The organism is Dolichospermum flos-aquae CCAP 1403/13F (genome assembly GCF_012516395.1).
Classification (GTDB): Bacteria; Cyanobacteriota; Cyanobacteriia; order Cyanobacteriales; family Nostocaceae; genus Dolichospermum; species Dolichospermum lemmermannii.
Map to the genome: position 1 here is coordinate 2,982,708 of NZ_CP051206.1, position 26,170 is coordinate 3,008,877.

Annotated in this window: 21 protein-coding genes and 1 pseudogene; 12 read left to right on the forward strand and 10 right to left on the reverse strand. The window is 38.4% G+C overall.

Features of this window, described 5'->3' with window-relative positions; translation table 11 throughout:
- Positions 1-40 precede the first annotated feature (40 nt).
- The 3 genes from HGD76_RS14450 to HGD76_RS14460 all read left to right on the forward strand — a co-directional run bounded on the left by HGD76_RS14450 (position 41) and on the right by HGD76_RS14460 (position 8,214).
- Positions 41-5,749 carry an alpha-2-macroglobulin family protein gene (locus HGD76_RS14450; RefSeq protein ID WP_168696203.1) on the forward strand — a complete coding sequence of 1,903 codons (5,709 nt, stop codon included), beginning with the start codon at positions 41-43 and terminating at the stop codon, positions 5,747-5,749.
- 332 nt (positions 5,750-6,081) lie between these two features.
- Positions 6,082-6,777 carry a hypothetical protein gene (locus tag HGD76_RS14455; protein ID WP_168696204.1) on the forward strand — a complete coding sequence of 232 codons (696 nt, stop codon included), beginning with the start codon at positions 6,082-6,084 and terminating at the stop codon, positions 6,775-6,777.
- Between the two features lie 90 nt (positions 6,778-6,867).
- The gene (locus HGD76_RS14460) at positions 6,868-8,214 is read left to right on the forward strand and encodes a hemolysin family protein (RefSeq protein WP_168696205.1); all 1,347 of its coding nucleotides are present in this window, start codon (positions 6,868-6,870) and stop codon (positions 8,212-8,214) included.
- Positions 8,215-8,216: 2 nt separating this feature from the next.
- On the opposite strand, the gene rdgB is transcribed toward HGD76_RS14460, so the two are convergent.
- On the reverse strand, positions 8,217-8,789 hold the full coding sequence (gene rdgB, locus HGD76_RS14465) for an RdgB/HAM1 family non-canonical purine NTP pyrophosphatase (protein ID WP_168696206.1): 573 nt from the start codon (positions 8,787-8,789) through the stop codon (positions 8,217-8,219).
- A gap of 183 nt (positions 8,790-8,972) precedes the next feature.
- Here rdgB and HGD76_RS25885 point away from each other — a divergent pair, with 183 nt between their 5' ends.
- Complete coding sequence (locus tag HGD76_RS25885) at positions 8,973-9,107, forward strand: hypothetical protein (RefSeq protein WP_267904241.1); 135 nt, start codon at positions 8,973-8,975, stop codon at positions 9,105-9,107.
- Here HGD76_RS25885 and HGD76_RS14470 read toward each other — a convergent pair.
- The 3 genes from HGD76_RS14470 to HGD76_RS14480 all read right to left on the reverse strand — a co-directional run bounded on the left by HGD76_RS14470 (position 9,099) and on the right by HGD76_RS14480 (position 10,718).
- Positions 9,099-9,707: a Uma2 family endonuclease gene (locus HGD76_RS14470; protein ID WP_168696207.1), complete on the reverse strand. Its 609-nt coding sequence runs from the start codon at positions 9,705-9,707 to the stop codon at positions 9,099-9,101. The genes HGD76_RS25885 and HGD76_RS14470 overlap by 9 nt on opposite strands.
- A gap of 197 nt (positions 9,708-9,904) precedes the next feature.
- On the reverse strand, positions 9,905-10,198 hold the full coding sequence (locus HGD76_RS14475; protein WP_168696208.1) for a hypothetical protein: 294 nt from the start codon (positions 10,196-10,198) through the stop codon (positions 9,905-9,907).
- A gap of 349 nt (positions 10,199-10,547) precedes the next feature.
- Positions 10,548-10,718: a CAB/ELIP/HLIP family chlorophyll-binding protein gene (locus HGD76_RS14480; protein ID WP_015083487.1), complete on the reverse strand. Its 171-nt coding sequence runs from the start codon at positions 10,716-10,718 to the stop codon at positions 10,548-10,550.
- A gap of 251 nt (positions 10,719-10,969) precedes the next feature.
- Between HGD76_RS14480 and ald the strand changes: the two genes are divergently transcribed.
- Positions 10,970-12,061 (forward strand): alanine dehydrogenase, encoded by a 1,092-nt coding sequence (gene ald / locus HGD76_RS14485; protein WP_168652709.1) that lies wholly within the window; start codon positions 10,970-10,972, stop codon positions 12,059-12,061.
- A 93-nt stretch (positions 12,062-12,154) separates the two neighbouring features.
- On the opposite strand, the gene HGD76_RS14490 is transcribed toward ald, so the two are convergent.
- Positions 12,155-12,544 (reverse strand): MAPEG family protein, encoded by a 390-nt coding sequence (locus HGD76_RS14490; protein WP_168696209.1) that lies wholly within the window; start codon positions 12,542-12,544, stop codon positions 12,155-12,157.
- A gap of 98 nt (positions 12,545-12,642) precedes the next feature.
- Between HGD76_RS14490 and HGD76_RS14495 the strand changes: the two genes are divergently transcribed.
- Both HGD76_RS14495 and HGD76_RS14500 read left to right on the forward strand, forming a co-directional pair.
- Complete coding sequence (locus HGD76_RS14495) at positions 12,643-13,434, forward strand: ABC transporter ATP-binding protein (protein ID WP_148761179.1); 792 nt, start codon at positions 12,643-12,645, stop codon at positions 13,432-13,434.
- A 51-nt stretch (positions 13,435-13,485) separates the two neighbouring features.
- A complete protein-coding gene (locus HGD76_RS14500; RefSeq protein WP_168696210.1) occupies positions 13,486-14,925 on the forward strand; it encodes an MlaD family protein in 1,440 nt (479 codons plus the stop codon).
- Positions 14,926-15,039: 114 nt separating this feature from the next.
- Here the strand turns inward: HGD76_RS14500 and HGD76_RS14505 are convergent, their stop codons facing one another.
- A complete protein-coding gene (locus HGD76_RS14505) occupies positions 15,040-15,336 on the reverse strand; it encodes a DUF3288 family protein (RefSeq protein WP_015083492.1) in 297 nt (98 codons plus the stop codon).
- A gap of 243 nt (positions 15,337-15,579) precedes the next feature.
- On the opposite strand from HGD76_RS14505, the gene HGD76_RS14510 reads away from it, so the two are divergent.
- The gene (locus HGD76_RS14510; protein WP_168651382.1) at positions 15,580-18,030 is read left to right on the forward strand and encodes an ATP-dependent Clp protease ATP-binding subunit; all 2,451 of its coding nucleotides are present in this window, start codon (positions 15,580-15,582) and stop codon (positions 18,028-18,030) included.
- Between the two features lie 363 nt (positions 18,031-18,393).
- Here HGD76_RS14510 and HGD76_RS14515 read toward each other — a convergent pair whose 3' ends face one another.
- Entirely contained in the window at positions 18,394-19,191 is a 798-nt protein-coding gene (locus HGD76_RS14515; RefSeq protein ID WP_168696211.1) for a sensor histidine kinase, read from the reverse strand.
- A 328-nt stretch (positions 19,192-19,519) separates the two neighbouring features.
- Between HGD76_RS14515 and HGD76_RS14520 the strand changes: the two genes are divergently transcribed.
- Both HGD76_RS14520 and HGD76_RS14525 read left to right on the forward strand, forming a co-directional pair.
- The gene (locus HGD76_RS14520) at positions 19,520-20,968 is read left to right on the forward strand and encodes an IS4 family transposase (protein WP_168694730.1); all 1,449 of its coding nucleotides are present in this window, start codon (positions 19,520-19,522) and stop codon (positions 20,966-20,968) included.
- A gap of 20 nt (positions 20,969-20,988) precedes the next feature.
- Positions 20,989-21,141 (forward strand): annotated as a pseudogene (locus HGD76_RS14525) (AAA family ATPase); the annotation flags it as partial.
- Positions 21,142-21,160: 19 nt separating this feature from the next.
- On the opposite strand, the gene HGD76_RS14530 reads toward HGD76_RS14525, so the two are convergent.
- The 3 genes from HGD76_RS14530 to fraI form a co-directional block, all read right to left on the reverse strand.
- Positions 21,161-21,454 (reverse strand): hypothetical protein, encoded by a 294-nt coding sequence (locus HGD76_RS14530; protein WP_015083427.1) that lies wholly within the window; start codon positions 21,452-21,454, stop codon positions 21,161-21,163.
- A 388-nt stretch (positions 21,455-21,842) separates the two neighbouring features.
- On the reverse strand, positions 21,843-23,594 hold the full coding sequence (locus tag HGD76_RS14535; RefSeq protein ID WP_148766820.1) for an ABC transporter ATP-binding protein: 1,752 nt from the start codon (positions 23,592-23,594) through the stop codon (positions 21,843-21,845).
- 145 nt (positions 23,595-23,739) lie between these two features.
- The gene (gene fraI / locus HGD76_RS14540; RefSeq protein ID WP_168696212.1) at positions 23,740-24,426 is read right to left on the reverse strand and encodes a septal nanopore formation protein FraI; all 687 of its coding nucleotides are present in this window, start codon (positions 24,424-24,426) and stop codon (positions 23,740-23,742) included.
- Between the two features lie 526 nt (positions 24,427-24,952).
- On the opposite strand from fraI, the gene HGD76_RS14545 reads away from it, so the two are divergent.
- Together HGD76_RS14545 and HGD76_RS14550 are read left to right on the forward strand one after the other, a co-directional pair.
- Positions 24,953-25,855, forward strand: coding sequence for a DUF2382 domain-containing protein (locus tag HGD76_RS14545; RefSeq protein WP_168697452.1), 903 nt, complete (start codon positions 24,953-24,955; stop codon positions 25,853-25,855).
- 43 nt (positions 25,856-25,898) lie between these two features.
- Positions 25,899-26,081 (forward strand): CsbD family protein, encoded by a 183-nt coding sequence (locus HGD76_RS14550; protein WP_148761187.1) that lies wholly within the window; start codon positions 25,899-25,901, stop codon positions 26,079-26,081.
- The last annotated feature ends 89 nt before the right edge of the window (positions 26,082-26,170 follow it).

Genomic DNA, 26,170 nt, shown 5'->3' on the forward strand with positions numbered 1-26,170 from the left:
CAGAGGAAGAGAGGAATGCGATGTTTACATTTTATTTAATATGAAGATCATAAAAATATTTAAGTTCCTGGTTATTCTTATTCTCGTATGCGGAATGACGGGTTGTAATTTTATTGGTATTCAATCAGGTAAGGAACAATTGCCAATGGTTGAGTCTTTAATAACACCAAAGTTACCAGATTGGATAGAACAAATCAGTCCTGTGGGAGATGCAAAACCTCTGGGGCAAATTCGTATCCGTTTTAAAGAAGCTGTAATTCCTATTGAAAGTCTTGATAGTCCCCAACAACAAAATTTATTAACTAAATTTGCCATTTGGCCTCCTTTACCGGGACAGTTTCGCTTTTTAACTCCGCGTATGGTGGGTTTTCAAGCTGATAAAGCTATACCGAAAGCGACGCGAGTTAAGGTTACTCTCAAAGCTGGTTTAGCTGATTTAAAAAATCATCTCTTAAATCAAGATTTGGCTTGGACTTTTAATACTGAATCTATTCAAATTACTAATTTACCAGGGGTTAACCCCATGGAAAAAGCGGAAGTTGAACCAATTGATTTACAACCAAAGTTGCAATTTACCTCTAATTTAGAATTGGATCTAGATTCTGTCCAAAAGCATTTACAGTTAATTCCTAAAGGTAAAACTCAAGGTGTGGGTTTTAAGGTGGAATTAGCGAAGGAAGAAACACCAGAAAATTTAGATCCTTTAGAAAAATTTGATCCTGCAACTAAAAATTGGATTTATAATCTGATTCCTCAGCAAAATCTGGAAAAAGCCACACCTTACCGTTTAACTTTTTCTCCTGGTATTCTTCCTGCTAATGGTAATTTACCAAGTCAAAAAGAATTTGTCAGTAAATTAGCGACTTATTCACCTTTGGGATTTGTGGGAATTAAACCCTATGGAGAACCAGATTCAGGTGGAACTTATGGCAGATTTATTAAAGGTAGTCCCCAGTTAGAATTTAATAATCTTTTATTAGCAGATTCCGTTAAGGAAAATATTAAAATTAAGCCAACACCAAAAAATATTGATGGTGTATTGCAAATTTCTGGAGAAGATAGAATTGTCAGCATTAATCCTTATGCTTTAGAACCAGCTACTACTTATACAATTAATATTGAGAAAAATCTCAAAGATAAATTTGGACAAACTTTAGGTAAACCACTCACAATTAAATATGATACTGGTGATATAGCTGGGAATATTTCTGTACCCTCAGATTTAAATATTTTCCCCACAGATAAAGATCTACAAATTAATATTGATACTATTAATTTACCAGAATCAAAATATCAAACAGCTTATCGTATTGTTAAGCCAACAGATTTAGTTTATACAAATACTGCTAATGATTTATTACCCGAACCTGCTAAATGGCAAGATTTCAGAATTAATGGTAAGCAAAATCAATCCTTAACTATCAATGTTCCCCTCAAAGAAAAATTAGGAACTACTCAGGGAATGTTAGCTTATGGAGTGCAAGCACGAACTCATAAATATCAAGAAGACGGTAAACAATTGTGGAGAGAACCGACAACTTATGGAATGGTACAATTAACCAATTTAGGTATTTTTTCTCAATGGTTTCCAGAATCCGGTTTAATTCGGGTTCATTATCTTAGTAATGGTTCACCAGTTAAAGCGGCAAATATTCAAGTTTATCAATCAAAATTAGCTGATAAATCTCGTCCTCAACCTGTACCATGTGCAACTGGGAAAACTGATGAAAAGGGAATTTTAATCATTGAAAATAATCAATTAATCCAATGTTATCCCAAATTAAAATCTAGTTTACCACAATTATTAGTAATTGCTAGTGAAAATCAAGATTGGGCATTTACTAGAAATGAAGAATATAGTGGTGCTTATGGTTATGGAATTGATGCTAGTTGGGAAGCTGATAAACCAGAATCACGAGGCATAATTTTTTCTGATAGAAAGTTATATCAACCCGGAGAAAAAGCGGCTTTTACTGCTTTTGCAAATTATTTAGAAAATGGAAAAATTCAGGAAGATAAAAATGCAGTTTATCAATTAACTTTAGTCAATACTACTGGGAAAAATACAGATTTAGGCACAAAAACAACTAATGAATTTAGTACATTTTCTTTAGAGTTACCGATTCCCAAAAATCAGCCTTTAGGATTTTATACTATTAAAGCAAAAGGTAACAAGGGACAAGAAATTTATGGAGAGTTTCGAGTAGCAGAATTTAAACCACCAAATTTTAAAGTTGATTTACAGCTAAATAAAAAATATGCAGTAATTGATGACAAAATTGATGTGCAAGTAGGAAGTAATTATTTATTTGGTTCCCCAGTGGAAGGAGGAGAAGCTAAATATTTTGTCACTCGTCAACAGGCTAATTTTATCCCTAAAGGTTGGGAAGAATTTAGTTTTGGGAGACAATGGTTTTGGCCGGAAGAAAGTCCCAATGTTCCTAATGATGTTTTACAAACTAACACTAAATTAGATGCTAATGGGAAAAGTAATCAAACTTTAACTGTAGCTAAAGATTTACCCTACCCCATGACTTACCGGGTAGACGTGCAAATTAGTGATGTTTCTAATTTATCGGTTGCTAATTCCCAAACTTTTACTGCTTTACCCAGTAACCGAATCATTGGTTTAAAAACGAATTTTGTCGCTGACGCTGGCAAAGATTTTCCTATAGAATTTATTGTCACTGACCCAACGGGAAAACCTCTAGAAAATCAAAGGATACATCTGGAATTACAACAGATGAAATATAGCAGCGTTACCAAAATCGTTGAAGGTAGTAAAACTCCACAAAATCAAGTTGAATATCAGACAGTTGGGAAAACAGATATTACATCTGGGAATACTCCCCAAACAGTCAATTTAAAGCCTACGGTATCAGGTTCATATCGAATTCGTGCTAATTTTAGTGATAATAAAGATGAAATTACAGCCACAGATTTACAAATTTGGGTAACAGGAGAAAATCAAGTATTTTGGGGTGGAGAGGAAAAAGACAAATTAGAAGTTAAATTAAACAAAAAGGAGTTTAAAATTGGAGAAACTGCTACAGCTTTAATTCAATCTCCTTACCCAGAAGGAGAATTATATTTTGCGGTAATTAAAGATAAATCTCTCTATCAACAAGTAATCAAAATTAAAGGAGGTGCGCCCCAAATTCAGTTTCCAATTACGCCAGAAATGTTACCTAATGCAGCAGTACAAGCGGTGTTAGTTAGACAAGGTAAACCACTTAATCAAATAGAACTGGGAAGTTTAGAAAATTTAGCCCGAATTGGTTTTGCAGATTTTAAAGTTAACCTAGTAGATAAATATTTAAAGGTACAAATTAACCCAGTTGAAAAATCTTTAGAACCAGGAAAAGAAGCAAATGTAGAACTGGAATTAAAAGATGATCAAGGAAAACCCACCAAAGGACAATTTACTGTCATGGTGGTGAATGAAGCCATATTACAATTAACTGGTTATCGTCCGCCAAATTTGGTAGATACTGTCTATGCAGAACAACCAATTTCTACCCGATTTAGTGATAATCGTCGTCATGTTAAATTAGCCCCATTACCGGCAAGTTTACCCAAGGGTTGGGGTTATGGTGGTGGCTTCTCTAATGCTTTAGCAAATACTCGGATTCGTGAAGATTTTCAAGCTTTAGCTTATTACAATGGTTCGGTAATTAGTGATGAAAATGGTAAAGCGAAAATCACCTTTAAATTACCCGATAATTTAACAACTTGGCGGATAATGGTAGTGGCTACAGATGGAAATTTGCGGTTTGGCAATGGTGACGCAACATTTATCACCACAAAGCCATTAATAACTAATGCTATTCTGCCACAATTTGCCCGCACAGGCGATCGCATTTTGGCAGGTTTATCCGTCACCAATACCACCACAAACACCGGAAACCTCAATATTAAAGGTGAACTTAGCGGTTCTCTCAACTTCGCAGAAAATAATCCCAAAACCACCACATTACAACCAAAAGCCGAGTCAGCAACCCAAGCTTATCGCTTCCCCATGATAGCGGGTAATGTGGGACAAGGTAAACTCACATTTACCACCCAATTAAATAATATTGCTGATGCTTTTACTGTCCCTTTGGAAATTAAACCTTTAGAAATTACTGAACAAGTTGTAGAAACTGGTGTTAGTGAAAAACAGCTAAAAATTCCCCTGAATATTAATAAAAATACCTTCCGCGAAGCCGGGGGTTTAGATATTCAATTAGCCAGTACCTTAATTCCAGAAATTACAGCACCTGCAAAACAAGTTTTAGAAAATAATAATTTACCATTTGCAGAACCAGCCGCAAGTCAATTATTAATTGCGGCAAATCTGCAAACCCTCACCCAAAAATATAATCAAACCTTTGCAGAATTTAATCCTCAAGCACAAGCAAAATTAGCAATTGCACAATTACAAAAATTGCAAATAGCAGATGGTGGTTTTGCAGCATTTCCAGGACAACAAAAATCAGATCCTTGGGTTTCTAGTTATGCAACAGAATCTTTAGTTAAAGCTAATCAAATTTTTCCTGATTTGGTTGATAGTAAAATCATCTCTACTCTGAAAACTTATCTGCAAAATGTTCTCGCAAATCCTGGACAATATGACTTTTGTAAACAGAAACTTTGTAAATCTCAACTTCAACTAAATTCCTTAATTGCCTTAGCACAATTAGGAGATAAACGCAATAGTTTTCTGTCAGATATTTATCAACAACGTGATGATTTTGATCTAGTTACTCAAATCAAATTAGCCAGATATCTATATCAATTTCCTGAATGGCAAAATCAAGCGCAAATTATGCGTGTGCAATTCCAAAAGAATATTTATGAAACTGGACGTACCGCAGTTGTAAACTTACCTCAAAGTTGGAGTTGGATGAGTTCAAATACTGTCACCCAAGCCCAAGCTTTACGGTTATTTATTGACCAAAAAACCAACCCAGAAATCATTGATAAATTACTGCAAAGTCTTCTTAATTTACGCAGAAATGGCACATGGGAATCTAGTTATAATAACGCCCAGGCATTCACAGCTTTAGTTGCATATAGTCAATTTCAACCCACACCACCTAATTTTATGACTACGGTAAAATTAGCAAATCAGAAATTAGGAGAAACCCGTTTTAATGGCTATCAAAATCCCAACTTGCAAATAAATGTTCCCATGAATAAATTACCCCAAGGTAATCGTGATTTATGGTTACAAAAATCTGGAAGAGGCAGATTACATTATTTAGTTGCTTACAAATATCGGTTACAAGGAAATCAACCAGGAAGATTTAACGGTTTACGAGTAACGCGAGAAATTAGTAAAGTCAATCAAGAGAAAGTTATTCAAAAAACTGGAATGTATGCTTTTGATAAACCTTTAACTTTACAACCTGGACAAATCTTTGATATTGGGTTAGAAATAATTACAGATCATCCTGTAGATCATGTAGTCATAAAAGATCCCTTACCCGCAGGATTTGAAGCTGTAGATGATAGTTTTCAAACAGCAACACCAGCATTACAAGCAAAAGCCGATAATTGGCAATTAGGATATAGAACAATCCATAAAGATCGAATTATTTCCTATGCAAATCATCTCGAACCGGGAGTTTATAGTTTACATTATTTAGTTCGTTCTGTGACTCCAGGAACATTTATTTGGCCTGGTGCGGAAGTTCATCTTCAATATGCACCAGAAGAATTTGGACGAAGTGCAGATTCTACTTTAATATTGGCAGAAAAAAAGTGATAATTTGAGCGTGGGCAGAAAGAAAGCAAAGATAAGACCCCTCAACTCCTATCAATGGCATGGAGTTGTAAATTTTGCTAAGAGGGTGTTTGAAAAGTTATGGTTGATGTATCAAATATTTTTTACCCCACCCTAACCCTCCCCTTGTCAAGGGGAGGGAACTGGATTTTTATTGTTTCCCCCCTTTACAAGGGGAAAGGGGGGTAGCAATGTGATGAAAATTACGGAATACCACTTTTCAAACATCCTCTAAGATTAATAATGCCAAACTCAAAAATCCTGAGTAGCATATATAGTAACTAAATCTGAATTCCTATTCGCTGATAACTGCCATGAAAATAAATACTACTGTACTACTAACCTTAATTTTGTTAACCCTCATGTTGGGTGCTGGTTCTGCAAGTGGTTTTTTGGGCTTTACCTTGGGAAGTATGGCACTTAAAGGTGTCACTACACCAGATGGTCGTCCTGCGACTAAATTTAACAGCAGCAAAGCCAATAACCCCCAACAGGAAAGTGAAGCTTTCTTAAAAGAAGAAGATATTCTCAAAGTCGTGAAATCACGAATTAGCGACAAAAAAAAGGGTAATAAACCAGACAAATCAGAAGAAGAAGAAATTAAAATTACCCAGCCGCAGCCACAGGAAAAACCCGCAGCACCAGAAACTTCTCAACCAGGATTTCCTATAACTGCTGAAAGTGAAGGTGTAACTATGTCTGTAAAATCTATTCGCTATTCGGGTGGTGATTTACTACTAAAAGTGAATATGCAGAATAAAGGTGGTGATTCTGTGCGGTTTCTCTATAGTTTTTTAGATATTACCGACGATAAAGGCAGAACTTTGAGTGCAATTACAGAAGGTTTACCAGCAGAATTGCCCGCAAAAGGTGCGGAATTTAAAGGTACAATTAGCATTCCCACAGCTTTACTTGATGATGTCAAACAGATATCTCTATCTTTGACTGATTATCCTGCTCAAAAACTCAAGTTACAATTGTCTGATATTCCTGTAGAAAAAGGGAATTAAGATTCCATTTTGGACTTTAATTTCGCTCAGTCGCAGGATTTTAGATGGTATTTTCTTACACTAATGTCAAATTTGACATCACCTTAGACAGTGAGTGCTTTTTCTACTTTAAGTTGGACAGACGTGGGGCTGCGGTTGTGTAGTGTGCTAGTGCTAATTGCTATCAATGCCTTTTTTGTGACGGCAGAGTTTGCAATGGTGACAGTGCGGCGAACTCGGATTCAACAGTTAGTACAAGCGGGTGATTTCCGAGCGATGTCCGTGGAAACACTACAGCGTAGTATTGATAGATTACTATCTACAGCCCAACTAGGTATCACCCTTTCTAGTCTGGCACTGGGTTGGATTGGCGAAAGTACAATTGCTGTATTGGTAGAAAAATGGCTCGATTCCTGGCCGTTACCTTTCAGAATTAATTATCTACTAGCTCATTCTTTATCAGTCCCCATGGCCTTTTTTGCCATTGCTTACCTACAAATCGTCTTAGGCGAATTGTGTCCAAAATCAGTAGCAATGTTGTATTCAGAACATCTAGCTAGGCTTTTAGGTCCATCAGTTAAATCAATAGTCCGTTTTTTTAGTCCCTTTATTTGGGTTCTCAACCACTCAACTTATTGGCTATTACGATTATTTGGGATTGAATACACGGGACAAAGTTGGCGGCCTCCAGTCACACCAGAAGAATTACAATTAATTATCTCCACAGAACGAGAATCTACAGGTTTAGAAAATGCAGAACGAGAACTCTTAAATAACGTCTTTGAATTCGGAGATATTACGGCTGAAGACATCATGATTCCCCGAACTAGCATTATTGCTTTACCCATAACCGCCAGTTTTCAGGGATTACTTGAGGAAATAGCATCTACTGGTCACTCTCGTTATCCGATCATTGGCGAATCTTTAGACGACATTCGCGGTATAGTTTACTTTCAAGATTTAGCACAACCCTTGGCTTTAGGAAAAATCACACCAGAAACACAAATCCAACCGTGGATGCGTCCGCCCCGATTTGTGCCAGAACAAACCCTATTAAGTGAACTTTTGCCAATGATGCAGCAAGAGAAACCCTCTATGGTAATGGTAGTCAATGAATTTGGGGGAACTGTCGGACTGGTGACTACTCAAGACATTATTGCTGAAATTATCGGTCATTCCGGTGAACTTGATAGCATTAATGATTTGCTGATCCAAATGGTAGACCAACAGACATTTTTAGTGCAAGCTCAAATCAATCTAGAAGAAGTTAATCAAGTCTTACATCTTAATTTACCTTTAACTAGAGAATATCTGACTTTGGGCGGATTTTTACTTTATCAATGCCAAAAAATCCCCAAGAAAGGGGAAATCTTTAATTATGATCATCTTGAATTTACGGTGATCTCAATTATTGGTCCGCGTCTTCACCAAATCCAAATTAAAATCTTAGATTCTTAATCTTAAATGCTCAATAACTGAGGAACTAAAGCTTTTAAAGCATTACCACGATGACTAATTGATTTTTTTAAATCCGTCGTCATTTGAGCAAAAGTCAATTGTTTCTCTGGTACATAAAAAACCGGATCATAACCAAAACCACCATCTCCAGCAGGTGCAAACAAAATTTCACCGTGACAAATACCCTCAGATTGAATCACTATTTCTCCTTGAGGATTTGCAACTGCGATCGCACACACAAATTGAGCTTGACGATTTTCCTGATCACCTAATTCTCTTAATAACCTCTCAATCCTTTCTGTATCCGTGTTCCCATAACGAGCAGAATACACCCCCGGCGCACCATTGAGAGCATCTACCTTTAAACCAGAATCATCAGCGATCGCCCAATTACCTGTAACTTTGGCAATTTCCGAGGCTTTCAGACCAGCATTTTCCGCAAAAGTTTCTCCCGTTTCTTCCACATCCAAATCTTCCGGTTTTAAACCTAATTCCCATCCAGAATCAGCTAAATAAGCTTGCATTTCCCGCAATTTACCGGGGTTTCCTGTCGCTACTACTAGTAATTTATTCATTGGTTATTAGTCAGTTGTCAGTTGTCAGTAGGGGCGAAGCATTAGGAAGATAAATTATCGGTCATTGCCAAAAATAGTCCTCCAAATGCTTCGCCCGTACAGTTGTCAGTAGGGGCGAAGCATTAGGAAGATAAATTATCGGTCATTGCCAAAAATAGTCCTCCAAATGCTTCGCCCGTACAGTTGTCAGTAGGGGCGAAGGATTTGGAAGATAAATTATCGGTCATTGCCAAAAATAGTTCTCCAAATGCTTCGCCCGTACAGTTGTCCGTTGTTAATAAAAAGGTAATCACCAAATTCCGAGATTTTTTATTCTAAATTTTCCGAGAAATTGACTTTTTTATATAATTGCTTCAAAGATAATTCTACATTAATTGATGACAAATTTATCAGAGCATCTTCAGTTTCATACTCTGTCAAAATCCATTGATTTTCCGAAGTTTTCACATACTGCATTACATAATATTTAGTTTGGTCAATTAAAATATATTCTTTAAATTCAGGAATTGAGCGATAATAAAGAAACTTATCACCACGGTCATAATCTTTTGTTGATTTAGATAAAACTTCCACAATTAACACAGGATTAGTAACTATTGTGGTATTTGTGCTGTAATAAATAGGCTGACCCTCAATTACCATCACATCAGGATAAGTAAATTCCCGATAGCGTGGTATCCACAATTTCACATCACCAATATAAATTTCATAGTCCAAATCATTTAACGCCACATTCAAGCCAGTTGCTAAATTTAACGCCAGTTTATTATGATTTGTTGTTCCACCAGTCATAGATATAATTTCTCCATCTCGATATTCATTCTTATAATCAGCTTTTTCCTCTAATTCTAAATATTCTTCTGGAGCATAGTAAGCTGTAACTACTTTGATTTCTTGGGTAGTAGTTTGTAGTTTCATCGTTCTATTTAGTAATAGTTACTAATTGAATTTTACTTGATTTTGAATAGTGTAAATTTCTGACAAAGACCACATATAACCAGTAGTCCTGAATCTTTCCAAAGTTTCCAAATATAGCATATTTTGGGCAAATGAGGTACAAATTTTCATCATAAAGCTTTGCACCTCAAGCGTTTTACCGCTGACAGCTTCGGTAATTACTGACGGGGTTTCTTCTTGGAAACCTTTAATACAGGTAAAGCATCAGCCGAAGACTGAGGAGGTAAATAATATTGAGCAACAGGCTCTTCTGGTAAAGCCGGACGTTGCTGCATTCGCCATAATTTAAAGACGAGAGCTATTCCAACTGTTCCTAAACCAAAGATGAAAAGTGACCAACTATCATCCAAACCACCAATGAGAGCATCTATTGTTCCCGCTGTTATCAATGCGCTAATGATAGGTTCTTTGCGGTAGGCTGACTTTAAAAAACGAGGTAATACAGCATTCATCACAGCTTACTTAGTTCCACTTAGAGTTTTTGTATAAACTTACTCAGAATATCCTAACTACAATTTGTCTATTTGATTAGAGGCAAATAATAGCACAAATAATTGTAATTTCCTTTGCCGAAAAAGGGAGTACGGTAATTAACACCCTAGAAGTAATTGCTTTGAGGATCATCACAATTATTTCCATTGTACTAGGACTGACGCACGAAATTAATTTAGCGAAACAGACTGTGAGGACAAAAATCAACTGAAAACTAATGTAGAGACATTCCATGGAACATCTCTACACCTAAATTCATGCTTTAGTAAACTATGCCACGCAAGTTATCAGTAACGCCAGATTAGAAGTCTACTTCAAACCGAGCCATGCAATTACACCTTGATTGGTAGCATATTCGATTATCACCATTAAAACAAAGCCAATCATAGCCGCTCTGCCATTTAAACGCTCGGCATATTCATTAAAACCAAACTTAGGTTGTTCTAATTTAGGGGTAATAGTTGGTTGTTGTTGTGTCATAATCAGTGATTCCTTTCTTGATAATTGGCAAACAAAAATTTACAGGGATTTTTCAAGTAAATTGTCGGGGATGGTCGTCGGTACTTAACAATTTTTAATTATTCTTTATCTATTGTAAGAAACCTGGCGAATTAGTCAAGGTGTAGCGTGAGGGAGACTAAAAAATTTTGGATTTTGAATTACTGAATACGGAAATAATCAGCTAGGTACTGGCACGCTAAAGTGAAACAATAAAATATAAGAGGTTATCAATGGAAATTGGTGTTCCCAAGGAAACTAAAGATCAAGAATTTCGGGTAGGTTTAAGTCCTTCCAGTGTTCGGGTATTACGAGAAAATGGTAATAATATTTTTGTAGAAAGTGAAGCTGGTACGGTTGCGGGATTTACTGATGAAGACTACCGTAATGCTGGAGCAGAAATTGTAGATAAAGCCGATGCTGCTTGGAATCGGGAGTTAGTTGTTAAGGTAAAAGAGCCTTTAGTAAGCGAGTATAAATTCTTGCAGAAAGGACAATTGTTATTTACTTATTTACATTTAGCTGCAAATCGTCAACTAACAGAACATTTAATTGATTGTGGCACTTGTGCGATCGCTTATGAAACCGTAGAACAACCGGGAGCAAATAAACTCCCCTTACTCACCCCCATGAGTATTGTTGCTGGTCGGTTAGCCGTACAATTTGGCGCAAGATTCCTAGAAAGTCAACAAGGAGGAAGAGGCGTACTTTTAGGAGGTATCCCCGGAGTCAAAGCCGGTAAAGTCGTGATTTTAGGTGGTGGTGTAGTCGGTACAGAAGCCGCAAAAATCGCCGTCGGTATGGGTGCAATGGTGCAAATATTAGATGTCAACGTGGAACGCCTATCTTACCTAGAAACCCTCTTTGGTTCGAGAGTAGAACTACTTTACAGCAATTCCGCCCATATTGAAGCCGCAGTTAAAGATGCAGATTTACTGATTGGTGCAGTTTTAATTCCTGGTAAAAAAGCCCCCATTCTAGTATCTCGTGCATTAGTTAAACAAATGCGTCCTGGTTCAGTGATTGTAGATGTCGCTGTAGACCAAGGTGGTTGCGTGGAAACATTACACCCCACATCTCACACCAAACCAGTATACATTGATGAGGGAGTAGTGCATTATGGAGTTCCTAATATGCCAGGAGCAGTGCCTTGGACATCCACACAAGCCCTCAACAACAGCACCTTACCCTATACTGTCCAGTTAGCAAACCTGGGACTTAAAGCTTTAGACATTAACCCAGCCTTAGCAAAAGGTTTAAACGTCCAAAATCATCGGCTTGTACATCCTGCTGTCCAAGAAGTCTTCCCCGATTTAGTTGAGTAAATCAAGTACATATATATAACCAATATGGGCGGAAGTCAATCCGCCCTCTTCCTTTGCGTCTTTGCTCCTTTGTATCTTTGCGCGAAACAAAAATTATTTCACCATAGATAAAATAATCCCCACCAGCGAACCAAGAATTAGCACCATACCGCTGAGAGAACTAATTGCAAAACCAGGACCGCGTTTTTCAGCAGCTTGATAATATCCCCAAGCATAAGCAATTCTTCCTACTATCCAAGCTGCACCGAGAGCAGAACCCCAAATAGGACTAACGTAAATAGAAAACAACCATAAAGCCGGAATAAATAAAGCTAGTTGTTCCAAGGTATTTTGTTGTACCCTTAGCACTCTTTCAAAATCGAGGTTTCCTGTAGTTTGCGGTACGGGGACTTGATATTTAGCTCTGGCTATACCAACATTAATTGTGACTACAAAATATAATATAAGTGCGGAAACAGTTACTAAACTTGGATAAGGAGACATAAGCTTGAGTAAAATGGGAAAATAAAGTTATTTACAAAATATTATAGGTTACAGGTGATTAAGTGACAGGTGAGAATTTAATCAATTACCAACCAGCAATGATAGAAACATTAGAACCATTAATTGAATTAAGAGGTATTTCTAAAACTTTTGGCAATAACAAAGTTTTAGATAATGTGGATTTAAAGATATATCGAGGCCAAGCATTAGGGATTATTGGACCATCGGGAACTGGTAAATCAACGGTTTTGCGGATTATAGCCGGATTATTAAAACCCGATGAGGGAGAAATTTATATTCAAGGGGTACAACGAAAAGGTTTAATAGAAGATGCTGCTGACCCTGTGGGGATTGGGATGGTATTTCAGCAAGCGGCCTTATTCGACTCCTTGACAGTCGAAGAGAACATTGGATTTCTACTTTATCAACATTCTCGACTCAAGCGATCGCATATTCGGGAATTAGTCAATCAAAAACTAGAATTGGTAGGACTAGCAGATATTAGTCACCTTTACCCGTCAGAACTTTCTGGAGGAATGCGAAAAAGAGTCAGTTTTGCCCGTGCTATTATGTCCAATCCTCAACGTCCTACAGATAGTCCAGAGGTTTTATTATACGATGAACCTACAGCCGGATTAGATCCCATTGCCTCAACGGTAATTGAGGACTTAATCCGTGACTTGCAACATACACAAGGAGTCTGTAGTACCTACTCCATTGTGACTCACCAAGATAGTACAATTCGGCGGACATCGGATCAAATAGTCTTTCTTTATCAAGGAAAAGTGCAATGGCAAGGTACAGTAGTTGCCTTAGATCACACAGAAAATCCCTTAATTAGACAATTTATGAGTGGAAGTGTACATGGACCCATTCAAGTAGCTGGTTAAGTACCAAATCAAATAAAATTGCTGAGTTTAACGCTATCAGTGGAGGAATAAATGCGAGGTCTAATTAGCAGCTTCACATCTGCACGTACATGGAGAGAAGGTTCTGTAGGATTGTTGCTCCTGCTAGGGTTAGGCGCATTTGGAGTAATTTTACTGTGGTTGAATAGAATCACCCCCGGCCAAACTTCTTATCAAGCAACCATCGAATTTGCTAACGCGGGGGGAATGCAAAAGGGTTCAGCAGTGCGTTTTCGGGGTGTGAAAGTGGGGACTATCACCAATGTTAAACCCGGCTCAAATGCGATTGATGTCGAAATTCAAATTAACTCCCCTGATTTAATAATTCCCAGTAATTCGATCATTGAAGCCAATCAAAGTGGATTAATTAGCGAAAATATTATTGACATTACACCAAAAGGAGATTTACCTGGGAAGGTAACCGCTAAACCCCTAGATAAAGACTGTAATTCCAGCCTAATTATTTGTAATGGTTCTCGCTTAAAAGGTGAAATTGGCATCAGTGTTGATGAACTGATGCGACAATCAACTATTTTTGCGGCTCAGTACAGTAGTGAAAAGTTCTATAAAAATGTGAATCGTACGTTAGAAACCTCGGCTAATGCTGCTGCTAATATCGCTGATTTGACGAAGGATTTGCAAGGGTTGAGCAAAACCTTCAAAGGACAAATAGGTGTATTTTCAGATACAGCAGCTACATTACAACGTTCGACAGTCCAATTAACTGCAACCACAACCAAAACAGCGAATCAATTAGGCGAAACATCTAAAGACTTTAGTACAACAGCCAAACAAGCAAGTCGCTTACTAACAAATTTAGATAATCTCATCACTACTAATCGTTCTTCTTTAGTTGGTACTTTGAATAGTATGACGGAAACCAGTAACCAACTTAGGCAAACAATTACTAGTTTATCACCGGCGATTAACCGCTTAACCCAAGGAAAATTATTAAATAACCTAGAAACCCTATCTGCAAATGCAGCCGAAGCTTCTGCGAATTTAAAAGATGCTTCTAAAACTTTAAATGATCCAAAAAACATTGTTTTACTGCAACAAACTTTAGATGCAGCTAGAGCAACATTTGAAAATACCCAAAAAATTACCGCTGATTTAGATGAATTAACAGGCGATCCTAAGTTCCGTCAAAATATGCTGCGATTGGTAAATGGTCTGAGTAAATTAGTTTCTTCTAGCAAAGACATCCAGGAAAAAACCAAGGTAGCTGTAACTCTAGATTCTCTCAAAGCTGATGCTAATCAATCAAAGGTAGTAATTACCGCACCCGTTCCCCAAAAACCAGCGTCAGTAGTTGAGCAAAGTCGAAACTTACTAATTACTCCCCCACCCAAAACCCTGGAGAAAGTAGAAATAACCACCCAACCTATCTCCGAACCACCCAATTCATCCCAAGAACAACTCCTCCAACAACTCCGAGATTATCGAGAACAGGGAGCAGGGGACAGGGAGTAGGGGAAGTAGGGGAAGTGGGGGAAGTGGGGGAAGTGGGGGAAGTGGGGGAGAAACTTCCTTCTTTATTCTTTTTTCCTCCTGACTCCTGACTCCTGACTCCTGAACTCCTATTCCCTAATTCCAATCCTGCTCGTCTTTTTTGCCCTGACTTTTGTAAATTCCGCCGATATCATGGATTTGACGGGTTTTTGCAAATAGTTCAGTTTCCGTTAAACCCCAGCGTTGCAAAACTTTATCTAAGTTGCTTTGGATGTCCCGCGCTCCCGGAAAACCTTGATAGCGAATTTTTAGTCTAGCCAATTCTGATAAATTGTAATCGGTTGCGTCTTGAGCGAGTAAAATATCAATAAGGGGGCGATCGCGGTTGTAGAGTGGATGTTGTTGGTCTTTACCGCCGGAAATTTCTGTCACAATTAATACCTGTACGAAGTTAGCAATCCATCAACAACTCAAGATGAAAAATCTCGACCATTGCTAATTATCTACCATTATCTAGTGAATGACGGCAACTACGCCTTGTCACTTACGGCTCTCACTACTGCCATTCAGCTTAAAATAAAGATACATTATCTTTAAGAAAATACAAGAAACTTTAGATGAGGGTGAAATAATATCTCACCCAAAGTCCAAGCAGCACGAGGGAAAGAACCCGCTATGTTTGAACACTTCACTTCCGAAGCCATTAGGGTAATTATGTTAGCCCAGGAGGAAGCACGACGACTGGGACACAACTTTGTAGGAACAGAACAAATTCTCCTGGGTCTAATGGGAGAAGGAACAGGTGTTGCTGCTAAGGTGCTGGCTGAGTTGGGTGTTACCCTGAAAGAAGCCCGTCGGGAAGTAGAAAAAATAATTGGCCGGGGTTCTGGGTTTGTCCCACCGGAAATTCCTTTTACCCCGAAAGTAAAAAGCCTGTTTGAGCAATCTTTCCGAGAAGCTCACGGTCTTGGACATAATTACATAAACACTGAACACTTATTATTAGGTTTAACTGAGGCTGGTGAAGGAGTCGCCGCCAAAGTATTACAAAATCTAGGAGTGGATTTACCAGTTATCCGTTCCGCTGTGATGAGCCGATTGGGTGAAGATACAGCGGTTGTCACTGGTGGTAGAAGTAATTCCCAGCGCAATCAAAATTTATCCATAGAGGCGTTTGGCAGAAATCTCACCAAACTGGCTCAGGATGGCAGGCTAGACCCGGTAGTTGGTCGCCAGAAGGAAATTGAAAGAACTGTGCAAATTCTCGGTCGGAGAACCAAAAATAACCCGGTTTTAATTGGAGAACCAGGGGTTGGTAAAACAGCGATCGCTGAAGGTTTAGCGCAACGTATTATCAATCAAGATGTCCCCGAAATTTTACTTGATAAGCAAGTAATTAGTTTGGATATGGGGTCTGTGGTAGCGGGAACTCGTTTCCGGGGTGATTTTGAGGAACGCCTCAAAAAAATCATGGAGGAAGTCCGCAGCGCCGGAAACATCATCTTAGTGATTGATGAAATTCATACCTTAGTGGGTGCAGGTGGCACAGAAGGCGGTTTGGATGCAGCTAATATCCTGAAACCGGCTTTAGCACGGGGTGAACTCCAGTGCATTGGTGCTACTACCTTAGATGAATATCGTCAGCACATCGAGCGTGATGCGGCTTTAGAGCGGCGTTTCCAGCCAATTTTGGTGGGAGAACCATCGGTAGCCGAAACTATTGATATTCTCTATGGTTTACGCGGTGCTTATGAACAGCATCATAGAGTCAATATTACGGATGAAGCAGTAGTTGCGGCGGCTGAATTGGCAGATCGTTATATTAGCGATCGCTTTCTACCCGACAAAGCCATTGACTTGATTGATGAAGCTGGTTCTCGCGTGCGTTTACGTCACTCGCACATTGCGAATAACAAAGAACTCAAACGGGAATTAACCACCGCTACCAAAGCCAAATCGGAAGCCATTAGAGTTCAAGATTTTAGCAAAGCTGGTAAATTGCGGATACAAGAATTAGAACTACAAACCAGACTTGATTTAGAAGAAAATCAGGAAACTGTCAACGCTCCCCTTGTCAACGAAGAAGACATTGCTCAAATTGTCGCTTCTTGGACTGGTGTTCCCGTTAACAAACTGACTGAATCTGAATCTGAATTACTTTTACATCTTGAAGACACTTTACATACAAGATTGATTGGACAAGAACAAGCAGTTACATCGGTTTCTCGCGCTATTCGTCGCGCCCGTGTCGGCTTAAAAAGTCCTAATCGTCCCATTGCTAGTTTTATCTTTTCTGGACCAACTGGTGTCGGGAAAACCGAATTAGCTAAAGCCTTAGCGGCTTACTTCTTCGGGGATGAAGAATCAATGGTACGTTTAGATATGTCCGAATACATGGAAAGCCACAACGTTTCCAAGTTGATTGGTTCACCTCCTGGTTATGTAGGATACGATGAAGGCGGACAATTAACGGAAGCTGTACGGCGCAAACCCTACACAGTGTTGCTATTCGACGAAATCGAAAAAGCGCATCCCGATGTATTCAATATGCTGCTGCAAATCTTGGATGACGGTCATCTTACGGATGCGAAAGGTCGGAAAGTAGACTTCAAGAATACATTAATTATCTTGACTTCTAACATTGGTTCTAAGGTAATTGAAAAAGGTGGTAGTAGCTTAGGGTTTGAGTTTGATAATGCAGCAGAAGCTAGTTATCATCGGATTCGTAACTTGGTTAACGAAGAACTCAAAGCATATTTCCGTCCCGAATTCCTCAACCGTGTTGATGATATTATCGTCTTCACTCAACTCAACAAAGATGAGGTCAAGCAAATTGCTGAAATCATGCTGCGTGATGTTGGTAGTCGTCTCAAAGAGAAGAATATCACTTTAGAAGTGACTGAAGCTTTTAAAGAGAAGGTTGTCCAAGAAGGCTATGATCCTAGCTACGGTGCTAGACCATTACGCCGCGCTATTGTGCGTCTGTTGGAAGATTCTTTGGTTGAAGCGATCTTGTCTGGGGAAATTGCAGATGGAGATAAGGCTATTGTGGATGTAGATGATGATGGCCAGGTAAAGGTTAGAAAGTCGGAAACCCGTGAGTTGTTATTAACTAATGTTGGTTAATTACGGATTTCTACAATGTCGGTAATTTATTTGGTGGGTGACTTTATTGTTAACCCACCTTTTTTTATGGGTTTTTACGGAAGAATATGGATAAATGAACCACGAAGAGACGAAGAGGGCGAAGAAAGAAGGAAGATATACTCAAGATGGCTTAATTATCCGGGTTATATAGGTAGGAGTAAGGCAAAATCTCATCGGGTTTCAACTTAAGCTACAGATAGCTTAGAGAACTCCACAAAAAGAAATGCCCAATGTCATTCTGTTCGCGCAGCGTGCCAGAGGCATTACGAAACGAAGTGTAGTGAAGAATCTTTTGAGATGCTTCATTTCGCTTCGCTACACTATTTATTTTTTGGCTTACTCTTAGAGGTATGTTAGAGGAATTTTTACAGTAAAAGTTGTTCCTACTCCAACTTTACTTTCCACCAAAATTTCTCCCTGGTGTCTTTCTACACATTTCTTAACAATTGGTAATCCTAACCCAGTTCCGACAATACCTTCAACATTTTGAGATCGAAAAAAAGGCTCATAAAGCCTAGCCTGTTCCGCTGGAGAAATGCCTATACCTTCATCTATCACCTGAAAGATAGTAGTATCTGGTTGAGAATTCAAAACCAAGGATATACTACCTCCAGATGACGAATATTTGATGGCATTTAAAAGCAAATTGCTAAGAATAGAGTACAACAATTTTTCATCTAGATTAGCACGAAAAGATTGACCATGCTTGATGAACTTTATAATATGATTTGTGTGACTAAACATCTGCACATCTTCCAGCAGATTCAAACAAAAGTTTTCCACATTGATTAATTGAGGTTTATAATCTAGTTCACCTGCTTCGGCTCTAGTCAAAGTTAATATATCTGTTAATAGGTGATTGATCAACTTTGCTGAAGACTGAATGCGATCAAGATTTTTTAATTCCTTTTTATCCACCAAATCCACCAGAATTTCCCGTAATAACTGAGATGAAAGCAATATTACACTTAAAGGTGTACGAAATTCATGGGAAATCATAGAAAATAGCTGAACCTTTAATTCACCAATTTTTTTTTCTTGAGCAAGGGAAGCTTCCAAGGATTTAATGTGTTCTTGTTTTACTCCTTGACGCTCGATGATAAAACATAAACTGCAAATCACAACCAGGCTTAAAGTCAATACCCGTGAATGAAATTAATAGCCTACAAATAATTACTAATATTAATTCTGCAAATATTAAGGCATAAAAATAACTTCAGTTTAGTCTAAACTCCAGGCAAAATGTATCTAAAATTATATGATCATGAGATTTTTCTTGAATTTATAAATCATCAATCTTGTCAATTATTTGAAATCAAATTTAAAAAATCATAAATGTGTCATTTTTTTCGTCGAGAATTTTTATTCCTGCTCCAAAATGAGTAGCCTGATAGTATATATTGACAAAATATGAAAGAATATTTAAGCTTTATAAGAGTTTATTTCAAGTCATCCTTGACAGTTTTGTATGGGAATTCAAAAAGAACATCATCAGATGCTTACTCAGTTTACGACAGAATATGATCTGCAACCAATTGCAAAACATTTATCAACTATTATCAAAGAATCTTTGGCGAGTGTTTCATCAAGTAAATGTCGTCAAGGAACGATTCTAGTACCAACGTTTGTCATTTGGTTTGTAATTCTCTCCACTATCCGTCGTGATTTAAGTTATTTAGGAATAATGGATTGGATGATATCAGGATTGAGGTGGTTATCCTGTTGTCTACCAAAACAACTTATTTCTGAAGGTGCTATGAGTCATGCCAGAGTTCGTATAGGATTAACAGTTTTTCAACTAATATTTAAAAAACTCACTTCTAGTTTGACAACATTGAAATATGACTTTCATAAATGGACTACAGTAATATTTGATGGTTCCACAGGTACGACACCTGATACTGAAAGTAATCGTGATAAATTTGGGAAGTCTAAATGTGGTCGAGGAGAAAGTGCTTTTCCCATGCTGAGAATAGTCACATTAATATCAGCATCAACACGCCTGATCCTAGATTTTACCTATGGTTCGAGCCAAGGTAAAGGAACTGGTGAAAGGACTTTAATGACTAAATTACTGGCACAATTTAACCAGAAAAACTTATTATTTTTATTAGATGCTGGTTTATATTCCTTTGCAACTATTTTTAGTATTCGTACAAAAGAATGCGACTTTTTACTTAGGGTAGCTTCTAATGTTAAACTACCTGTTATCTCTGATTCTCGTTTGCCAGATGGATACATGGCTAGATATCCAGATGGAAGTTATTTATCAGAAATTAATGGCAAAATTCTCAATTTAGAAAAATCTACAGAATCGCATAAACAATGGAATCAGGAAAGTATCATTGTCCGAGTTATTGAATATCAAATTCCTGGTTTTCTCCCTCGTCGTTTAGTTACTAGTATTATTGACCCTAATATTTCTGCCAAAGAATTAATTATTCACTATCATTGCAGATGGGAGGTGGAAATTAGTTTCTGTGAAATAAAAACACATCAATGTGCTACGCTCAAAGGACAAATGCCCACTATTTTTCGGAGCAAAACATCTGAATTAGTCGAACAAGAACTTTATGCTATGTTAATTGCTTATAATCTACTCCGCGATTTAATTTACCAATCTGCTAACGAATATAATAAAAATCCTTTACTCCTTAGTTTTCTTGAATCTTTGCAACTAGTTATAGATTTAGTACAACTCATCAGCCATTCATCCTTAAAATTACGAGAAATTCAACATCAATATTTATTATCATTAATTTCCCAGTCTGAAATTGATCGCCCCCGACGAAAACGTATTAATCCCCGTGTTGTCAAAATTAAAATGTCCAAATTCAAGCGCAAAAACTCTTCCCATAAATCTGAAATCAGAGATATAGAAAAAGACTTGAAAATCCTTCCCCCACAAGCAGTTTGACAATTTCATTCACGGGTATTGAGAATAACCCGGTTTTAATTGGAGAACCAGGGGTTGGTAAAACAGCGATCGCTGAAGGTTTAGCGCAACGCATTGTGAATCAAGATGTCCCTGAAATTTTACTTGATAAGCAAGTAATTAGTTTGGATATGGGTTCTGTGGTAGCGGGAACTCTCCTGACTCCTCCTATAATTATTCATCTTGCAACAAGGATACAAGCCCATCTAAGGTTTGTGACAATTGAGTGATTTGTTCCATAGAATCCTTCTGAGAATCAGCCAAACTTTGAACAGCGTCACATAAAGCAAAAATCTGATATCCTTGCTGCTGTACTTGTTTTCCTTGAGCCTCTATTTGTAGACTCAGAGCATCTACTCTGTGAGCAAGACGTTCAATTGTCTCAGTTGTCGAGAGTACAGCGTCTCCAATCTGTTCAACAATAGATTCTAGACGACTGATTCTTGTTTCTATTCCAGTTGCAATCATTTCTGGCCTGCTCCAATCTTGAGAAGAAATCATCACAGTAATATTCCTAAATATTCATTCCATAGTTTCATAATCAGCATTATTAATAAATAAAGTAATTTGTCATCATTCCTCTTAGTTTTGACTTTTGACTTTTGACTTCCGCCAAGCGGTACTAATCCCTATTCCCTAGTTCCTACGTTAAATTACAAAAGAAGGGAACAGGGAACAGATAAGAAACTTTAGTTGCACCAGTTTAAAGCTTCTGTCAAAAAAAGATGTTTTTAAAAGATGCGTAGCCCGAAAAAACAGTGTCATTATTTCAATCTCATGTTTTTAAACATGAGTTTTTCCTGTTAGAAAGTTGCCCGTTCCCACCTGAGTTCGAAAAAAATTAATCCATTTTGGTTCAATGTAATAGTTCTTCTACTTGGTGTTGATGCCACAAATTTTGATAAAGTCCAGGCTGTTCTACCAGTTCTGAGTGATGACCAGTCTGGACGATTTTCCCCTGTTCCATGACCAAAATTCGGTCAGATGTGGCAGCAGCAGCAAGTTGGTGGGTAATGAAAATTACGGTTTTTCTTTTTGTCCCTGTAGCCAGATTGGTGAGGATTTGTGTAGCAGTTTGATTGTCTACACTGGATAGGGCATCATCCAACAGCAAGATGGGGGCATCAATTAACATTGCTCTTGCTAAAGCTGTGCGTTGTCTTTGTCCACCAGAAAGGGTAATTCCTCGCTCACCCACTAGGGTTTCATACTGTTGGGGGAAATTCTGAATTTCTGCGTCAATTTGCGCCATTTTGGCGGCGTAAACTACGTCTTCTGCGGCGGAGACGGGATCACCATAACGGATATTATTTTTGACGGTGGTACTGAATAAAAAGCTATCTTGTGGTACGTAGGCGATCGCTCCGCGTAAATCACTCACAGCTAGTTTTGTCACATCCAACCCATCTAAAAACAACTGTCCTGGCTGAATATCCAATAATCTGGGGAAAGCATTCGCTAAGGTTGATTTTCCTGAACCAACCGGACCGACAATAGCGACTACTTCCCCAGGAGCAATCCTAAAATTAAGATGTTCTAGAACTGGGGTATTTACGCCGGGGTAGGTGTAACTAAAGTTTACTGCTGTCAGTTCCCCTTTGAGTTTGTTAACCTCCAAATGAATGCTATCTGGTGTGTCTTGAATTTTGGGAGTCACACTGAGAATAGTTTCTAAACGGTCAATACTGACTTCACCCCGTTGGTAAGCAGTAATGGTGAATCCTAATAAAGCGGTAGGGAAAATTAATCGCTCTACATAAATTAGCAAAGCCAGAAAATCACCAATGGCAAGAGTTCCAGAGGATATTCTGGCTGTACCTAACCAAATAATAATCAAAGAACTGAGACTTGCTAACCCACCAATGAGCGGAAATAGGGTGTTGCGCGTTTTAGCTAGTTTGAGGTTAGCGGTTAATAGCTGTTCATTTTTCTGACTAAATGCTTGACGCTCATTGTCTTCTTGGGCATAGATTTTAATCAGTGCCATACCGCTCATATCTTCCCGTACCAGTTCACTAATTTCTGCAAGTTGTTCTTGGACGGCGGTTTGTTCATTACGCAAGCGATCGCTAAAAAAATGCACCATCAGAAACATGAACGGGTACACTGCTAATGATGCCAATGTCAGTTCCACACTCAGAGACAACATCACTGGTAATGTCAGAGTATAGGCAAAAAAAGTATTTGCCAAACTTAATACAGCAAAACCTACCAACCGTCGAATATTATCTACATCACTGGTAGCGCGACTAATTAAATCCCCTGGAGTATTAACTGTAAAATAAGCAGGTTCTAATTGCAGTAAATGTTGAAAAATCCGCTGTTTGAGGTCAAATTCTACCTGTCTTCCCACACCAAATATCCAAATCCGAGAAGCCATTCGCATCATCCACATAGCGGAACTAAGTAGGGCGATAAGGACTACATAATGGATGATTTGGCGAAAACTAAAACTCTTAGATAGAGTATCTACCCCTGAACGGATTAACAAAGGAATATATACACCCAGCCCATTGACAACTAATAAAGCAATAATACCGAAGACGGTTTCGCGCCAATAGGGGCGTAAATAAGCAGCGATTTTATCAAGTCTGTGAGATTTGGCCATGCCAACAATTATCTAACTTTTTGGTATTGTGTGGGAGGAGTCAGGAGTCAGGAGTCAGGAGTCAGGAGGAATAAAGAAGAAAGAAAGAAGAAGAAAAAAGAAAGAAATTTCTCCCCTGCCTCCTGCCTCCTGCTCCCTGCTTCTTCTACGTCCGGCCACGCAAGAAAACATAAATCTGATTGAGATAACTTTCCCATACTTGGGTAGTAAGTTGCAGTGTTTCTGCATTAGGAACAAAGTCTTCTACCCGTAACCCGCGGGTGCTGATTGCTTGAGGATTTTGGAGGAGATAGGAAGGGATATTCGCAGTCAGACTATTGAAGGCTATAGTTGGAGAATTTATCTCTACCATTGGTGGGATGATATTTTGCTGAATATCTGAGATTGTGAAATTAGGATTTGCTGAACCAAAGGCGACTAGGGCGGATGGGGGAGTTTGGTGATTTATGTTCGTCCCCTCAACTGTAGCAACTGGTGATCTAACGAGGAAGTAAGCGATCGCTGGCGTGCTGGACAAAAGCAAAACCGTCAAAGCCCATCCTAATAAAAAACCGCCCGGTTTATCAATGCCACCGCCTTTGATTTTTTGAGCAGCTAGAAACAACATTAAAACCGAAGCGCCCAAAGGCTTGAGCGGGAAGGAGATAAATCGCCACAATGAAGCCACTGCTGGTTCATTGGGATTGAGAAATGCTAAAGCTAAAACAACAATGACTAACCCTAAAACAAATCTGCCGACAAAAGTTACTGATGGATAGAATCTTTGAAACAAAGAAAAGGCTACAACACCAATTAAGAGCCATAGCAAAACCCGGCTTAACAACTGAAACATAAATTAACTCTCTAATTTTTTAGCGCAGTAAGCCTAAAGACCGCAGGAAGTGGATTAATTTTATCGTCAAGCTGACTTAAAAATACCTCAAACTCACACCCAAAGATTACCGCCGTAGTGATTTTAATGCAATTTTTTGACACCGAGTGTATTATTTGCGATTTTCCCCAAGAGAAATTTTTAGATTATTTGGCTATAAACGAATTTATACACTTTTAAACCCACCCAGATCCCCGACTTCTCCAAGAAGTCGGGGATCTGAACTTTCCTGCACATTTACTTGGTTGAGAATCTCTGTCTATTGACATACAAGCATAATCAACCCTTTGATGGACGGTCTTAATCATAAAAATAACTAATGTATACATATTAGAACTAACAGAGCAGAAAAACTAATAACCCAATTGTACCAGGTTCTAATGTTGAGAATAATTGGTATTTGATGACATCAACTGATGGTGAAACTGGAACAGGAGCAAAATTATCAACCTGTTCCACATCCGTAAAAAGTGGAGATGGAAATAGTATGCCTCTTTTGAAAATTAAAGAATTTGATCCGAATTATCGAGAAAGTTTTGAAGGCAAAGATATCAAAGGTATGGGTGTCTATGCAACCGCAGATGAAAAAATTGGCACAGTCAGCGATATTTTAGTAGATGACCAAGGACATTTTCGCTATTTTGTTGTTGATTTAGGTTTGTGGATTTTTGGGAAAAAAGTTTTATTGCCAGTTGGTCGTTCGCGCATTGATCATACCTCTGAACGGATTTATACAGTGGGAATGACCAAACAACAAGCGGAGAATTTACCCGAATTTAACGAACACAAAGAAATTGATTATAACTATGAAGAACAAGTCAGAGGAGTGTATCGTTCCGAAGCATTCTTAGAAAGTTCCGGTTCTGTAGATACAGCCAGTTCTCGACCTGCGGGAGCTACTATGGTAGCCCCTCCCATAGCCCCACCGAGAAAGTCCGGTAACGGCAGTGCTGCCTATGACTATAAAGCAGATCCGGCTCTATATGCTTTGAATGATCAGGATCATCAAACTTTCAAACTATATCAAGAACGATTAATTGCCAACAAAGTCCGCGCCAAAACGGGAGAAGTGATTGTTGGGAAACATACAGAAACAGAAAAAGCGCGGGTTTCAGTTCCCATAGATAAAGAAAGAATTGTCATTGAACGAGTCACTCCTACAACTGCGGGAGAAACGGTGGCTTTAGATGGCGATAGCTTTGGGACGACAGAAGTGAGTCGAATAGAACTTTATGAAGAAACTGCGGACATTCATAAAGAAGCTTTCTTACGAGAAGAAGTCAGAGTTAATAAAGTTGTAGATCACGAAACCATTGAAGCAGAAGAAACTCTGCGTCGAGAAGAATTGGATGTTAACACCCAAGAACATCCGAATGTGGAAAGAAGATAAAACCCAGATTTCGCGTTAGTAAATTTTCCATTAGGAGCAGATTATGAGTGTGAAAAATAGAGCTAAGGCAACTGCCAAAAACATTGAAGGTAAGGTTCAAGAAGCCGTAGGTGATTTAACAGGAGATCCAAAAACTCAAACAGAAGGCAAGGAAAAACAAGCAGAAGCCAAAATTCGCCACGCAGTTGAAGATGTGAAAGATCAAGCCAAAGAAATTATTGAGTAGATTAACCAGGCAGGGGCGGGGGAAATAAGGCTTTTTTTGATCTTACAAACTAATTCTTAATTACCTTGTTACCTGCCACTTTTTCCCTT